The organism is Streptomyces sp. NPDC054796, from assembly GCF_053611545.1.
The window spans coordinates 66,198-81,262 of record NZ_JBSHAO010000009.1; the positions used below are offsets into that span (position 1 = coordinate 66,198).

Here is a 15,065-nt window from a genome sequence, read left to right on the forward strand (position 1 = left end):
GCACGTCTCCGGCAATGCCGGGCGGATCCCGCCCAAAGCTGGGTATGACGTGCCAGTTGTGGATAACTCCCTCACCCGACCGAGTGAGACGGGGCCAGTGGGGAGGCGGAGAGACAGGGAGGCGGGGGTGTCGGCGGGCCCCGGAACCCGGCGGGCCCTAGATCCCGACGCGGTCCCCCGCGGCGATCACGTACTGCTCCCGCACCTCCCTGTACCGCAGCAGTTCCGCGGCCACCGGCTCCAGCACCCGCGTACGGCCGCACCCCGCCGCCAGGCGTCGCAGACGGCGCTCCTCCTCCAGCCCGTACGCGCGTGCCGGGCCCCTCGCCGCCGTACGGCAGCCCCAGGCCAGCAGCGGTCCGCCGAGCGAGCCGCCCGCCATCAGCAGCACCGGAAGCCATCCCGCGCCGTCGCTCAGCCCGACCATCGCGGCGAGCAGCCACAGCACGCCCAGCAACTGGAGCGCCGTCAGCAGCCCCTGGGCCGTGGTCGCCGCCGTCCACCACGGCGGGCGCGGCCTCGGGCCCCCGGCGGCCGGCGCGACGCCCGTGCCGGAGCAACCGGAGTCCTCCGCCCCCACCCGCTCCGGCGCTTCCTCCCGTACGGCCTCGTCCAACGCCTCCGGCAGCGCCTCGGCGCCGCGCCAGGCCGCCTCGCGCACCGTCAGCGCCCATGCCTCTGGCAGCCCGGCCGAGGCGCGCTCCGACAGCTCCCGTACGGCCTGTGCCACCACAGGGCGCGCGACGCTCGGTCCCGGACGCGGAGCGTCCGCTTCCCTGTCCGCTTCCTCGTCCGCGCCGTGCACGACGCCGCCGTCCGTCGAGCCCGACGGAACCGACGGTCCCGCCACGTCACCGTTCTGCCGGGCGCCCGCCTCGGCACCCGCCCTGTACCGGCGCAGCAGCCGCGACCACGACGTACCGCACGAGCGCTCCGCGTGCCGCAGCCACGCCCGTTCCGCCGCCTGGCCCGCCGCTGTGGCGCCCACGGCCGAGGCCAGACGGTCCTCGAAGTCCTCCCGTACGCGCTCCGTCAGGCCCACGGGTTCCTCGGCGCACTCCACGCCTGCCGCCCCGGTGACGGGAGCGAGGCCGGAGCCCGGGCCCGGGGCCGGGTCCGCGTAGACCGGACGCAGCCGTTCCACGGCGCCGTCCACGTCGGCGCTCAGGCGCAGTACGGGCGCGTTCCTTGTGGCGACGAAGTCGGCGAGTTCGGCGCGGAGTTCCGCGACGCCGTCACCGGTGAGCGCCGAGGTCGCCAGCACGCGCGCTCCGGGCTCGCCGTGCTCGCCCAGCGCCATGCCGTCCTCGTCCAGCAGCCGCCGCAGGTCGTCGAGGACCGTGCCCGTGGCCTCGCCTGGCAGCCGGTCGGTCTGGTTCAGCACGACGAAGGTGACCTCCGCGTATCCGGCGAGCGGGCGCAGATAGCGCTCGTGCAGCACCGCGTCGGCGTACTTCTCGGGGTCCACCACCCAGACCACCGCGTCGACCAGCCGCAGCAGCTTGTCGACCTGCTCCCTGTGGCCCTCGGCGACCGAGTCGTGGTCGGGCAGGTCGATCAGCACGAGCCCGTCCAGTGGGGTGGCCGGTGCGGTGTCCGTGCGCGCGGCGCCTCTGTTCGCGGTCTCCCTGCTCGCGGGATCCGTACTCACGGGGTCCGTGCTCGCGACGTCCCTGCCCGTGGACTCCGTTTCCGGCTCCGCCTGGGGGCCCGGGGCCGGGTGGCCGTGTTCCGGAACCGTCCGGTCCGTGGCGCGGTGACGCACGTCCGGCGCGATGCCGAGGCGGTCGAGGAGGCCGTCGGCGCCGCCCGCTTCCGCCGCTTCCCAGGTGCAGGCCACCGGCAGGGCCGTGGTGGGCCGACGCATTCCGGTCTCGGAGAAGCGTCCTTCGGCGAGCGCGTTGAAGAGCGACGACTTCCCGCTGCCGGTCGCCCCGGCGATCGCGACGGTCGTGTAAGCGCGGGGCAGCCGCCCCCGGGCGCCCGCCTCGTCGAGTACGCGCCCCGCCTCGGCCAGTTCCCGCCCCTCCACGCGCGCCCGCGACAGCCCGATCAGCTCGCGCAGCGCCCCGAGCCGCTGCCGCAGCGCGTCGTCGGGATGGGGGCCGAGGTGAGGGCCGGAGCCGGGGCCGGACCGCTGCGGCCCGCGCACGTACGCGTCACGGCCGTACGTATCACGGCCGTACGGGTCGCGGCGCGAGTCAGCGGTCCGGCCGGTGACGGCCATGGGTGTCTCCCGCGCCACCGGGGCCCCCGGGCCTCGCGCCTCCTGTTCTCGCTGACGGTTCCGTTCGCGCTCCAGCTCGCGCTCCCTCTCCCGTTCGTGGCGGGCCTCGGCCCTGCGCGCCGCCGTGGCCGGGCCGAGGGTCGCGCGGCGCGCGATCAGCCCGTCGTTCCAGGAGGGCCCGTTCACGCTCGCGTCCGCGCTCGCCTCGTCCGGCACGGTTACGGCGCCGCCCCCTGCTGACGGCTCCGAACCCGGGTCCGGCTCCCCGGCCGCCGACGTCCCCTGGACCCCTGCCTCGACGTCTCGCTCTTCGTCCCCCTCCCCGGGGAAACCACCCGTACGGGCGTTCTCGGACGACATCCCCGTCACCTCTCCCTCTGCCACTGCGCCACCTCCCGCGCCCGCGTTCCGGGCCGTTCCGCCTGAGCGGCGTGCAGCACGGAGAACGCGGCGATCAGTTCCACCTGCGGATCCGCGGTGGCCTCCAGTTCCTCCAGTGGCGCCAGCCGACGGTCGCGCTCCCCATACAGCACCCGCTCCACATAGGTGGACAGGAGCCGCCGTCCGCTCCGACGGAGGCGCTTCGCGCCCTCGGCGCCCAGGAGTCCGTGGAGCGTCCGGTAGGCGTCCCGGGCCCGTTCGCCGCCCAGCAGCGCCGTGGCGAGGAGCCCCGCGGCCTCGTCCGCCTCGGCGACGGACGTCCGCTCGGCGGCCCTCGCCTCCTCCTCGGCCAGCTCTACGAGGCAGCGGCGCCACCGCCGTACGAGCACGCCCATCCGCCCGCGCGCCTCCTCTCCGGCCTCCCCGGCCTTCGCGGCTCCCCCGGCCGCGTCAGGGACACCCACCGCGTCCCCCACCGCGCCCACCGCGCTCCCCGCGTCGACGGCACCCACGGCACCCCCCATGGCGACCGCCGGAGCACCTGGCTCGCCGCGCCAGGCACCGTTCGCGTGCTCGTCCGCCGAGGCGACGGCACCGGCGAGAAGCGCGGTGAGTCCGTCCTCGAAGGCGTCCAGGAGTTCGTCGCCGCCGCTGTCCACGGGGAAGCCGCGCCAGTGCGCCGCGGCGTCACCGGCCAGCAGTTCGCCGTCGTCGATCCGCTGCCGTACGCGCGCCGCGGCCTCCCCGTACGCCTCCTCGATGTGCCCCATCAGTCGCTGGGCCGCGGCGTGCTGCGCGGCGGCGGCGTTCGCGAGGGCGCCGACACGAGGGCGCAGGGACGCGAGCGCGCCCGTCGCCGTACGTTCGGCCGCGACCGCGCGCGCGGCGGGATCCCGCGCCCGCTGGGTCAGCCACTCGCGCAGCCCCGCCACGGCGGTGACCGGCAGCAGTCCTGAGCCGCCGGCGGACTCGGGCAGTTCGGGGATGGTGAAGCGGGGTACGTCGGCGAGCCCGTCCCGGTCGAGGAGCAGCCCGTACTGCCGGGCCACGTCGGGCGCGATCTGATGCGGCACCCGGTCCAGGACGGTGGCGAGCGTGACGTCGTACTCCTTCGCTGTGCGCAGCAGGTGCCACGGCACCGCGTCCCCGTAGCGCGCTGCGGTCGTCACCAGAACCCAGATGTCGGCGGCGCAGAGCAGTTCGGCGGCGAGGTCGCGGTTGCGGGCGACGAGGGAGTCGATGTCGGGGGCGTCGAGCAGGGCGAGGCCAGGGGGGAGCGCGGGGTCGGTCTCGATACGGAGCGCGCGGGCCTGGCCCGCGCCGTCGGGGCCGCGCTCGGCCTCCTCCTCAGCGGCGAGCAGTTCGTCGTCGGTGACGTCCACGACGCCACCCGGACCACGCCCGTTACCTCCGCCATCTGTGCCCCCGGCGGCCCCGGAACCACCGGAGCCCCCCGAATCGCCGGAGCCCGACACGCCCGGCGGACGGCCGTCCTGCCGGGGCATCCAGACGCGCCCGAGACGGGGCAGCACCCGCTGCCCCGCGAACCAGTGGTGGTCGTCCGGATGGCACACCAGCACCGGAGTGCGCGTGGTGGGACGCAGCACGCCCGCCTCGCTGACCCTGCGCCCGACGAGGGAGTTGACGAGTGTCGACTTGCCCGCGCCCGTCGAACCGCCGATGACGGCGAGCAGGGGAGCCTCGGGCGCGCGCAGCCGTGGGAGCAGGTAGTCGTCGAGCTGGTCGAGCAGCTCGTCCCGCGAACGGCGCGCGCGCTCGGCGCCCGCCAACGGCAGCGGAAAGCGTGCGGCGGCGACGCGGTCGCGCAGCGCGGTCAACGCGTCGAGAACTTCGGGCCGTACGTCCAAGATCGCCACATGGGTAGAATGCCCAATTTTGGCGGGTTTTTGAAGCGTATCCACGGCCCTGCGCATGGAAAACAACGGCATTCGCTCGGCAATTGCCCCATTCGCCCCATGTGACCCAAAGAACGGCCCCGCCGCAGCGGGCGCAGCCATAACGACTGAGCAACACCCTCACGGCGCGCCGCAAAAACCGCTGCACAAATCGCACCCGCCTGCGATTATCGGGACCGCTTCACTGAACCTCCACATGGTGTCGCGGACGTGAAGCAAGCGGTGCGAGCTACCCGGACCCCTATCCTTGACCCCGCCATGGTCACCCGGAGGCGCGCACGCCCATCCGCGACCAGGACTGGCCCCCGTAGCTCAGTGGATAGAGCAGGCGCCTTCTAAGCGCTTGGCCGCAGGTTCGAGTCCTGCCGGGGGCGCCATCATCGGCACGGCGGACAGCCCTCCCACCGGGAGGGCTTTTTCACTGATCTTCGCTGGTCAGAGGCACTCTAGTGCTGGCTGCGTAGCGACGGCGTAAGTTCCCGTCGGCTCGGCTCCCACTCGCACGGCGACGGCTGCCCGGCACCCGTGCGCGACCCGTGCGGCGAGAAGACCGCCTTGCGCGCCTTGTCCCAGACACGCCGGAAGACTGATCCGGCGCCCCGGCCCCTCGTCGTCACCGGGGCCGACAGCACTCCTGCGCCACGGAGACGAAGGCCGACTTCGCCCTCATGAGTTCATCCGGCCTCTCATGGCGCCGCAGGCAGTCGACGAGGTGCTGTGCGGCGGCAGCGGCCTCGGGCGGGCCCTCCAGGGTTACCCCGCCCAAGGCACGTTGCAGAAGAACCTCGTCGTCGGCGTGGCCCCGCCCGCTCCGCTCGGTGAGAATCCTCGCCTCGGCGGCACCGAGGAATTCCATGTAGGTCTGGCGGCGAAGCGCGAACTCGCGCTGCACGGACTCGGCGCGAAGTGTCGTGTGAACCGATTCGAGCAGCGCGTCCGCCTGGCGGTCTCCCGCGTGACGTGCCGCGGCGGCCTGCCGGATACCGGCGCTGCGGGTGTACCAGCCGGTTACCGCACTGCCCGCTACCGCCGAGCCCGCGGCGATCAGGGCGACTACCCAGTCACTCATGCCATCATCCTCCCGATCGGCCCCGGCTCGCCGCATCATCTCCGCCGAACGTGCGGCACGGATCACGCTCCGCCCCCCTTCGAAGAGCGGCCGATAGGATGGGATCATGTCGCCCGACGACGCGAATGAACCTACCGTGACCTGCGGAAACCGTGGAACCCTTCCGCCGAGCCCCGGTAGAATGAAGGATTACGGGCGACGGGCGACGGGCGACGGGCGACGGGCGACGGGCGACGGGCGACGGGCGACGGGCGACGGGCGACGGGCGACGGGCGACGGGCGACGGGTCTTGTTCGCGGCCCGCTCGGCAGTTGCCCTGTACCGCCTGCTCGACGTTCTTCCCGTCTTCTCCGGAGACGTCAGGATCACCCGCCTGTTCACACTCGTCCCCGGCTCCGACTTCGGAGCCGACGCCTTCTCGGCGATCGACGCTCTCGGCGGTCGCACAGTGCCGTGGAGCGAGGCGTGCGACGACTCGTACGACCTGATCGTCGCCGCGAGCCCGAAAGGCGACCTCAGGCTGCTGCGCGGCCCACGCGTCCTCGTGCCGCACGGCGCGGGTTTCAACAAAACAATCCGCAACGAAGGTTCGGCCCATGCGGCGTCCGGACTGGACCCGGCGTATCTGCGACGCGCCCACGACCACGCTCCGGCAGCGCTGCATGCCCTGGCCCACCCCGAGCAGATCACCAGGCTGGCCACCGCGGACCCGCGGGCCGCCCAGCGCGCGAAGGTGATCGGCGATCTCACCCTGGAACGCGTACTCGCCTCGGCCCCCTTGCGTGAGCGTTACCGGGCGGCACTGGGGACCGGCGCCCGCGAGCTGCTGGTCCTGGCCTCCACCTGGGGTCCCGAATCCCTGATCCGACGGCATCCCGGACTGCCCGCCCAGCTCGCGGCACACCTGCCGTACGACGAGTATCAGTTGGCGCTCGTGATCCATCCGAACGAGCGCAGTTCCCTGGGGAAATACGAGCTGGCCGAACGTCTCGCGCCGGCCCTCGACGCGGGAATGGTCCTGCCTGACCCGCACGAGGAGTGGGCCTCCGCTCTGATCGCCGGGGACGCCCTGGTAACCGACCACGGATCGGCCGCCCTGTACTACTGCGCCGCGCGGGACCGGCCCGTCGTGAGCGTCCACCCGGGCGGCGGCGGCGAACTGATACCCGGCAGCCCGATGGGCGTACTCCTCGACCGGATACCGCGGCTGGAAAGCGCCGGCAAGATCGCCGACGCACTGCGCGCGTACCGGCCGGGCCCCGGGCACGCCGCAGCTCAGGCCGCGTTCGCGCCCGTCAGTGACGCGATGGACCGGCTGCGGCGCGAGGTCTACGCCCTGCTCGGCCTCGCGCCACCCGGCTACGACGTCACGCCCCGGCTGCTGCCCTCGCCCGTGCCCGCGCCACGTGTGCCGACGGCGTTCGACGTCCACGTGGTGACCGGCGCGGCCGGCGTCCGGATCACCAGACATCCGGCCGGCACCGGGCTCCCCGGCCACCACCTGGCCGTGGAACACGGCGCCGCCAGTGAACGGCTGGCCCGTTCCGCCGGCCTGTTGTTCCGTCGTCCCCTCCCGCCGTCCGCCGCCCCCGTGGACCTGGCCTGGACCGCCGACGGGTGGACCCGGTACGCCCTGTCCGCCTACCCGGGCTGCCGTTCGGCGGCGGCTGTGCTGCCGAACGGCGCCTGCCTGCTCCGGATGCGCGGTCACGAGCGGGCCTACTCCGTCCAGGCCGAGCCCCGGTCCGCGTCAGGCCGCGTGACACGGATCGACCCGGCCATCGGCCTGTCGGCCGTACACGCGGGGCTGACCTCCCAGGAGCCCGCCGCGGACGGCCGCACCACGCTGAACTGCCTCGTGGGCGAGCGGACTTTCCACATCACCCTCCGCCCCGCCACGCACGCCGAAGCCGAGCAAGTGATCTAGCCCAGAGAGCCGCCCCAGGGCTGCCCCGGAGCTATCCCAGGCCGTTGCGTCGCCGGAAGGCCTGTGCTGCCGCGCGATGCTCTTCGGCCTCCGCCAGGTGGCCTTCGGCCGTGTCCAGTTCGGCGAGCGCGTCATGGACGCGTGCCAGGTCGAAGCCCGAGCGACGTCCGTCGGCCTGTCCGAGCGACCGCTCGTACAGCTCACGCGCCTCACCCGTCAGGCCGAGTCGGTACAGCACGCCGGCGAGAGCGAACGCCGAGCGTCCGATCAGCCTCTCGCGCCCTTCCTCCACGAACCCGGCATGCGCGTCGGACAGCAGCCGGCGGGCCGTCTCAAGGTCACCCGTCTTCGCGCTCGCCTCTCCCATCCGATAGGTCTGGAGCAGGGCACCGTAGGGGTTGGGAATCGCCCGGTGCATGTCGCGGGCGGCCGTGAAGTCGGCCAGTGCGGCATCCCACTCGCCTCGCGCGGCCTTGAGCATGCCGCGGTGCTCGACGGCCGAGGCGGCGAGCTTCCGGTCCCGTACGGAGTCCCCCAGCAGTTCAGCGGCGGACATCGCGCCGTCGATCTGCTCCTGGGCCTCGCGTAGCCGCTCCGACTCCCACAGCGGCCTGGCGAGCTGACAGCGCGTGCGCACCAGCCATCCCGCGTCGCCCCCGTGCCGGACCGCCGCGTCCACGGCGCGCCGGAAGACGTCGACGACCTCGGACTGGTGCGGGTGGTCGAGGGCGTGCGTCCACACGGGCTCGGACAGGGCCACGGTCTCGGTGTCCATCCCCCTGGCGTGCGCCAGGCGCGAGCACGCGAACAGCACATGCCGTTCCTCGTCCAGCCAGCGAGCCGCGCGTACGGCGTGTCCGGCCCGGGTCTCGCCGTCAGCGGCCGTATCCGGGTCCTCCAGTGGAACGTCCGGCGCGCCGGGGACCGGATCGAGGCGGTCCACGACGGTCAGCCGACGGCCGGCCGCGAACCGGTCGGCGAGCTGGGCCTGCCGCGCGAACCAGCGCAGCAGCCTGGCCTGTGCGGCGGCCGTCTCCTCCTCCGCCGTCTCCTGGCGGGACCGTCGCAGGGCGTGCGCGCGCAGCAGCCCCAGCAGCCTCATCTGGCCGGTCTCCGTCAGCGACAGCGGGCGCAGATCCAGTAATCCGGCTCCCCCGAGCTCCTCCAAGGCGTCCCGGCAGTCCTCCGGCCCCAGCCCCGACAGGGCGGTGGCGGAGTGCAGGGTGAACGTCTCACCGGGATGGTGCGCCAGCAAGCGGTAGAGGGAAGCCGCCGGGCGGGAGAGATCGGCGTAGAACGCGTCCCAGAGCCGCTCCACGCCGGACAGGCCCTTCTCGTTCAGCTCGGCCGTGAGGTCGGCGAGGAGACGAGAGAGCGGACGCAGCCGGTGCGTACGTACCCACTGGCCGGCTACGTGCAGCGCCGCGGGAAGGCCGCCGCACAACCGGACGATCTTCCGCGTCGCCTCCGGGTCCGAGGCCAGCCGGTGGTCCGGGACGATCCGCTCCAGCAGCTCTGCCGCCGCCTGGTCGTCCAGTGGCGGCAGGGCCAGATCCACCGCGGCGCCCGCTTCGAAATCGTGGAGCGGACCGTGGCTCGTGACGATCACCACGCTGTCGCCCGACGACGGGAGCAGGGGGACGACCTCGGAGGCGTAGCGGGCGTTGTCCAGGAGGAGGACCATTTTTGCTTCAGAGGTCCTGTTCCAGAACTGCCTGCACCGGGCCCCGTACTGCGCCTGCACCAGGTCCGGCGCCACGCCGAGAGAGTCCAGCAACCGGGAAAGCACATCACCGGGGTCCAGCACGCCGTCCACCCGGAAGTCGTCCAGATCGACGGACAGCACACCGTCCGTGAACGGGTAGCGGTCCCCGAGAGCGCGGGCGATCAGGACTGCCAGCTCCGTCTTGCCCAGGCCGCCAGGGCCGCTGAGCGCCAGCACCAGCGGCCGGGAACGGCTCCGCCAGTCCGTCACGGCGCGCAGGGCGCGTTCCCGCTCGTCGTCACGGTTGACAAAGTGCACCGGTTCCGGTGGAAGTTCGACCCTCACGACAACCCCCTTGACCCTCTGTAGTGCCCTGCACACACCGACCCGTGATCACGCACTCTAGACACTCCGACCGGCCGGCGTCTGGTGCCGCCGAAGGTCCGGGTCCGGCAGGTCGAAGTTCCGGGCGCTGTGCGCGCTCGGCCGGTCCTGGAGCGGCACGGCAGCGCGTCACTCGTGCCTTCTACCGGAATTGCGCGACATCCCCCGGGATTGCGTCGGTTCGGCTCCCGCTTCGCCCCACCCGCCTCGCACGCCCCCAGGAAGGGCACCTAGCCTGGGGCGTCCATGTGAGGCCGGTCGGGGTGGGGAGCGCGCGCGTATGCAGAGCCTGGGGGCCGACGATCCACGCGTCATCGGTGGGCATCGGCTGCTGGGCAGACTCGGCGAAGGCGGCATGGGACGCGTCTATCTGGCGCGGAGCGAGCGCGGACGGACCGTCGCCATCAAGGTCGTCCGCTCCGAGCTGGCGCGGCAGACCGACTTCCGGCGCCGCTTCCGGCGGGAGATCGAGGCCGCGGCGCGCGTGGGCGGCGAGTGGACGGCGCCCGTGCTGGACGCCGACACCGAGTCCGCGACCCCCTGGGTCGCCACCGGCTATATCGCCGGGCCCTCCCTCGCCGAGGTCGTCGGCGACACGTACGGGCCGCTGCCCGAACGCACCCTGACCGCGCTCGCCTCCGGCCTCGTCCAGTCGCTGCGGGCCATCCACAGCGCCGGGCTCGTCCACCGCGACCTCAAGCCCGCCAACATCCTCGTCACGCTCGACGGCCCCCGCGTCATCGACTTCGGCATCGCCCGCGCCCTGGACGCCGCCGACCGTTCGGAGGGCCCGCTCACCAGGACGGGCGCGCTGCTGGGGTCGCCCGGTTTCATGTCGCCCGAGCAGGTGCGCGGGCTGCCGGTGCATGCCGCGAGCGATGTGTTCTGCCTCGGGACCGTGCTGGCCTACGCCGCCTCCGGGCGGATGCCGTTCGGCACCGAGAGCAGCGGCATGCACGCGCTCCTCTTCCGGATCGCGGAGGAGCAGCCGGATCTGACGGGCGTGCCGGGGCGGCTCCACGGGCTCGTCGACTCCTGTCTCGCCAAGGACCCGCACCGGCGGCCCGGACTGGACGCGCTCGCTGAGCAGCTCGACGAGCGGATCGACGCGGCCTGGCTGCCGGGCGAGGTCCTGGCGCAGCTCGGGCGGCACGCGGCGGAGCTGCTGGACCACGAGGAGCCGCTGCCCGGCCCGGGGCAGGGCCAGGGGCCGGGCGGCGACGGGCAGGTGCCGGACGCGCGGGGCGCGCAGGGAGCGGCGGGCGCGGCGGGCGCGGCGGCGGACGCGATGGCTCCAGGGTCCGCGCCCTACGGAGAGGTGTACGGCAGTGCCCACGCCCAGGTTCCGGTCCCGGCGCCCGGCCCCGCGCCCGTCGGCGCCTTCGGGCCCCCGCTGGACGAACCGCCGCGCGTGACCCCGTCGGCCACGGACGCCGTAGAGGCGGAAGCCGGGGACACAGGAGACGCCGGAGACACCGGACAAGGGGCCGGTGCCGTCGGCAACGCGCCCACGGCCGGGGCGAAGTCGCCGCGCGACCTGGCGCGGCGGACCTACTGGCTGCTGATCGCGTACGCCGTGTACGCCGCCCTCAGCCTCCCCTTCCACATGGCGGGGACGCGCGGCGTCTCGAACGAGCCGGGAGGCCGGATAGGCCCCCTCGACTTCAACATGCTGAACGGCAGGGCCGGGCCGAGCGGCGCCGGGCTGCTCCTCGAAGTCCTCGGGGCGCTGACGGGTGTGGCACTCGTCGTCGCGTGGTCGATGTGGTTCTGGCGGGTACGGCTCAACGCCGAGGTGTTCGCGCCGGGCTGGAACCGGCACGGGAAGCGCATGGCGGTCGTCGGCTGGTTCCTGCCCGTCGCCAATCTCTTCCTGCCCAAGCGCGTCATCGAGGACATCTGGGCCGCCAGCCGCCCCGAAGGCCCCATCGCCGTCCCCGGCCCCGTTCCAGGACAGGGCCCCGGCTCCCTCCCTGGGAACGGCGCGGGCACCGCGCTCGGACACACCCCGCCGGGCGGCGCGTTCGGACCCGTCGCGACGGGCGGCGGCGCCCTGCCGCTCATCGGCGTGAAGAGCCCCCTGGTCGGCCTCTGGTGGGCGATGTGGCTGCTCTTCCTCCTCTTCTCCACCGTCGCCTCGTTCATCGGCTGGGCCGGTGACGGCGGCTACGCCACCACCTCCGTCTCGGCCGCCTTCGCCGTCGTGGAGAACCTCTGCTGCGTGCCCGCCGCCGTGCTCGGGGCCCTCGTCGTCAAGCGGATCACCGGCTTCCACGAGACCAGGCTCGCCGCCGCGCGCTGACCCGGCGCGGCCCTCGAACGGGCCCGCACACGCCACCCCGTGAGGGCGGCCCACGAGGAGTCCGCGCGGACAGGTGTGCAGGTCACACGGGTCGTGGGCGCGCGACCACGCTCCGCTCCGTACCGGTGTGACGCTTCTCTCCGGCTTCGCCACCCGAAGACTCATTGTCCGCTTCGCCCCCATAGGGATTGACCTGCGGCGATGACGGTTTCCGCGCCGCACTGGGGGCAATTTGATCTCGCCTGACGGTTTTTGGCGCATCAGGACGGGTGTGCTTACGGTCGCCACCGCTCGACCCGTTCGCCGCCCCCCTGACGGCGGACAGCCGCGACCGTAAGGAAAGAAACACCATGCTGTTCTCCGGCAAGGGCCGTCACCGCCGCCCCACCAAGGCCGCCCGTATCGCAGCCGTGACCGGCGTCGCGGGTGCCGCCGTCGCCGTTCCGCTCATGAGCGCGACCGGTGCCCAGGCCGCCTCCGTCGACACCTGGGACAAGGTCGCCCAGTGCGAGTCCGGTGGCAACTGGAGCATCAACACGGGCAACGGTTACTACGGTGGCCTCCAGTTCTCGAATTCGAGCTGGGCCGCCGCGGGTGGCACGCAGTACGCGCCCCGTGCGGACCTCGCCACCAAGGGCCAGCAGATAGCCGCGGCCGAGAAGCTGCTGGCCATCCAGGGCCCGGGCGCCTGGAGCTGCGCCGGTGCGGGCAACCTGAGCGCGGGCGGCCCCTCGCCCGACGTCAGCACGGGCGGCGGCAGCGGCAGCGGCAGCGGTTCCGGCAGCTCGCAGCAGAGCCAGGGCGAGAACCAGGGTCAGAGCCGACAGAACGAGCAGAGCCAGCAGCAGGCGAAGCCGCAGCAGGAGTCCGCTCCGGTCCAGCCGCAGCGGCAGTCCTCCGGCGGCGACTACACCGTGAAGTCCGGCGACACCCTGGGCACCATCGCCGCCGCGCACGGCACCGACTGGAAGCAGCTCTACCAGGAGAACAAGTCCGTCGTCGGTGGCGACCCGGACCTCATCCTCCCCGGCCAGCAGCTCCGGATCGGCTGACACCGCCCCTCCCCATGACCGCCGTGGTCCGCGCCCCTTCCCCCCGAGGGCGCGGGCCACGGCTCTTTTCGCCCCCGCTTTCCTCCCCGCCGCCTTCGCCGGGCACTCGGTACGGGCCCACCGACCATATGATCGTGCGTGAACGGAGAAGGGGCGGAGGGGCGGAGAGCCGCGGCGAGGCGAGGGGGGACGCACAGGGTGGCCAGCAGGACCGGTACCGGTACGGCCCAGCCGCTGAGGGCTGCGGGCTGGGTGCTGCTCGGACTCGCGGGTGCGACGGTGCTCGTGGCGGGGTTCGTCGTCGCGTGGCGGCATGTGCGCTTCTCGCCCGGACTGGTCGACGAATGGCCGGGCGGCGCCGTCGGATTCGGGCTGACCTGTGCGGTGGCCGCGCTGGTCGGCTGGTCGGGCTCGTTCCGCCTCGCCGCACGCGGCCTCACCTCGGACGGTTCGACGGACGGCGCCGACGAAGCGAGCGCCGACGGCAGCCCCGTCGACGGCAAGGCGGCGCACCGCCGCGACCTCGCCGGAGCCGTCTGCTGTGTGGTGCTCGGCGTGACGGGGCTCCTCTACGGCCTCGCCGTCGTCCCTCCCCGCTGGTGCTACCAGTCGCTGAGCCCGCGCTGCGACTCCCTGCCGGGCGCGGCCGAGGCGGGGATCGCCTTCCTCGGCACGCTGATCGTGGTCTTCTTCGCCAACGGCGCCGTCGCCGCGCTCCTGGAGCGGCTGCGAGAGCGGTCGCGGGAGCTGTGGAGCCGCCGACGGGCCGGGGCCGGGGCCGCGGCCGCGGCACGGCGGCGCGACGCGGACCGGCGGGGCACGCGCCGCGTCAGCGGGAGTTGATCATCGCGTAGTCGGCGCCGAGGACCCTGGGGGCGCCCGAGGGCGGCAGGTGGGCGACGGCCTGCCCGAGGTGGTCGTCGGTGATGGTGCGGCGCGCCGAGCCGTCGTAGACGGCCTCCGCCGAGGAGGGCGTCACGCCGGCCTCCTCGTCCTTCCCGCGCTCTCCGCTCCGGGCGGTGAGTTCGACGGTGTGGGCCACGGGCACGACCGCGAGCACGCCGCCGTCGGCGGTGCGCAGCGCGTAGGCCCGGCGGTCCTCCGGTTCGTCGGCGACGAACCGCTTCCTCACCCCCATCTCCGCCAGCACCTCGTCCCGCTCGCGGTGGATCTTCAGCGCGCGCCGTACCGGCTGCGTACGGGTGAGTTTCGCGCCCGCCTTCTCGCCGCCCGTGACGTACAGGTCCGTCACGGCCGAGGGCAGCCGGTCCGGGGCGAGGGGCGCTTCGCCGGGGGCCTCGTCGGTGTCCGCGACGGCGGCGGCGCCGTCGGCGCCCTCGACGACGCGCGGAAACCTCTCCTCCAGGAACGCGGCCGCCGTCAGCTTCCACCCGCCGCGCTCCCCCTCAGCCGTCTCGGGCTTCGCCCTGTCGAAGACCAGCAGCCGCCGCTGCTTCGAGTGGTCGACGCGCGCCGTCGCGGCGAACCAGTCGCCCTTGGCGGGGATGTGGAAGGAGATGTCCTCGTAGGTGAAGGGGACGAGATAGCCCTCCTTCTCCTTCTTGGACAGCGTGTCGAACTGCTCGTATCCGGCCTTACTGCGCGCGAACAGCGTCCCGCCCTCGACCGTCGAGAGCAGCTTGGCGTCCTGCCGCGCGTTGGCCTTGTTGTTGACCTCCACGTAGTGGTCGACGACCTCGCGCGCCGCCTTCCGCGAGAGCAGCGGGCGGCCCGTGGCCCCGGCGGTCGCGCTCGCCCTCGCGCGGGCCTCGGCCTCTCCGCCGTCGCCGTCCCCGTCGCCGCTGCCCGGACCTCCGGTGCAGGAAGCGAGCGCGCACGCCAGCGCCGGGGCGCAGAGCAGGGCGGCGACGCCTCGGCGACGGCTCAGTACGGTCAACAGGCCCATCGTCTCTCCCCGTTCACGCCGTTCACGTCTCCCCGTCCGCTTCGGACGGACCGGCCTCCGTATGATCGCGTGCCGCCCCGGCGAACGCGAGGCCGCACGGGCGTGCCGCACGGGCGTGGGGACCGCTTACGCGCGGTGAGTAGCGGTACTCAGCACCGATACGAGTAGCGGCGCGGGTGCTGCCAGAGCCCTCCCG

At 73.6% G+C, this 15,065-nt stretch carries 9 protein-coding genes and 1 tRNA gene; 5 read left to right on the top strand and 5 right to left on the bottom strand.

The window, feature by feature from the left end:
* Positions 1 to 157 precede the first annotated feature (157 nt).
* On the bottom strand, positions 158 to 2,587 hold the full coding sequence (locus ACWGJ2_RS10180) for a dynamin family protein (protein WP_453345560.1): 2,430 nt from the start codon (positions 2,585 to 2,587) through the stop codon (positions 158 to 160).
* Positions 2,588 to 2,592: 5 nt separating this feature from the next.
* Positions 2,593 to 4,476, bottom strand: a complete 1,884-nt coding sequence (locus tag ACWGJ2_RS10185; RefSeq protein ID WP_453345666.1) for a GTPase domain-containing protein — start codon at positions 4,474 to 4,476, stop codon at positions 2,593 to 2,595.
* 349 nt (positions 4,477 to 4,825) lie between these two features.
* On the opposite strand from ACWGJ2_RS10185, the gene ACWGJ2_RS10190 reads away from it, so the two are divergent.
* Positions 4,826 to 4,901: transfer RNA gene (locus ACWGJ2_RS10190), tRNA-Arg, on the top strand.
* 236 nt (positions 4,902 to 5,137) lie between these two features.
* Here ACWGJ2_RS10190 and ACWGJ2_RS10195 read toward each other — a convergent pair.
* Positions 5,138 to 5,593: a hypothetical protein gene (locus tag ACWGJ2_RS10195; protein WP_453345561.1), complete on the bottom strand. Its 456-nt coding sequence runs from the start codon at positions 5,591 to 5,593 to the stop codon at positions 5,138 to 5,140.
* A gap of 181 nt (positions 5,594 to 5,774) precedes the next feature.
* Here ACWGJ2_RS10195 and ACWGJ2_RS10200 point away from each other — a divergent pair, with 181 nt between their 5' ends.
* A complete protein-coding gene (locus tag ACWGJ2_RS10200) occupies positions 5,775 to 7,520 on the top strand; it encodes a translation initiation factor 2 (RefSeq protein WP_453345562.1) in 1,746 nt (581 codons plus the stop codon).
* A 31-nt stretch (positions 7,521 to 7,551) separates the two neighbouring features.
* Here ACWGJ2_RS10200 and ACWGJ2_RS10205 read toward each other — a convergent pair whose 3' ends face one another.
* Entirely contained in the window at positions 7,552 to 9,570 is a 2,019-nt protein-coding gene (locus tag ACWGJ2_RS10205; protein ID WP_453345563.1) for an NB-ARC domain-containing protein, read from the bottom strand.
* A gap of 319 nt (positions 9,571 to 9,889) precedes the next feature.
* Between ACWGJ2_RS10205 and ACWGJ2_RS10210 the strand changes: the two genes are divergently transcribed.
* The 3 genes from ACWGJ2_RS10210 to ACWGJ2_RS10220 all read left to right on the top strand — a co-directional run bounded on the left by ACWGJ2_RS10210 (position 9,890) and on the right by ACWGJ2_RS10220 (position 13,806).
* A complete protein-coding gene (locus ACWGJ2_RS10210; protein WP_453345564.1) occupies positions 9,890 to 11,911 on the top strand; it encodes a protein kinase domain-containing protein in 2,022 nt (673 codons plus the stop codon).
* Between the two features lie 350 nt (positions 11,912 to 12,261).
* Positions 12,262 to 12,963 carry a LysM peptidoglycan-binding domain-containing protein gene (locus ACWGJ2_RS10215; RefSeq protein WP_453345565.1) on the top strand — a complete coding sequence of 234 codons (702 nt, stop codon included), beginning with the start codon at positions 12,262 to 12,264 and terminating at the stop codon, positions 12,961 to 12,963.
* A gap of 198 nt (positions 12,964 to 13,161) precedes the next feature.
* On the top strand, positions 13,162 to 13,806 hold the full coding sequence (locus tag ACWGJ2_RS10220) for a hypothetical protein (protein WP_453345566.1): 645 nt from the start codon (positions 13,162 to 13,164) through the stop codon (positions 13,804 to 13,806).
* Here the strand turns inward: ACWGJ2_RS10220 and ACWGJ2_RS10225 are convergent.
* Positions 13,793 to 14,869 (bottom strand): hypothetical protein, encoded by a 1,077-nt coding sequence (locus tag ACWGJ2_RS10225; protein WP_453345567.1) that lies wholly within the window; start codon positions 14,867 to 14,869, stop codon positions 13,793 to 13,795. The genes ACWGJ2_RS10220 and ACWGJ2_RS10225 overlap by 14 nt on opposite strands.
* Between the last annotated feature and the right edge of the window lie 196 nt (positions 14,870 to 15,065).

Bases quoted from the DNA above. Each gene is read 5' to 3' on its own strand.
- ACWGJ2_RS10180 (WP_453345560.1), bottom strand. From the start codon at position 2,587: ATGTCGTCCGAGAACGCCCGTACGGGTGGTTTCCCCGGGGAGGGGGAC.
- ACWGJ2_RS10195 (WP_453345561.1), bottom strand. From the start codon at position 5,593: ATGAGTGACTGGGTAGTCGCCCTGATCGCCGCGGGCTCGGCGGTAGCG.
- ACWGJ2_RS10200 (WP_453345562.1), top strand. From the start codon at position 5,775: ATGAAGGATTACGGGCGACGGGCGACGGGCGACGGGCGACGGGCGACG.
- ACWGJ2_RS10210 (WP_453345564.1), top strand. From the start codon at position 9,890: ATGCAGAGCCTGGGGGCCGACGATCCACGCGTCATCGGTGGGCATCGG.
- ACWGJ2_RS10215 (WP_453345565.1), top strand. From the start codon at position 12,262: ATGCTGTTCTCCGGCAAGGGCCGTCACCGCCGCCCCACCAAGGCCGCC.
- ACWGJ2_RS10225 (WP_453345567.1), bottom strand. From the start codon at position 14,869: ATGGGCCTGTTGACCGTACTGAGCCGTCGCCGAGGCGTCGCCGCCCTG.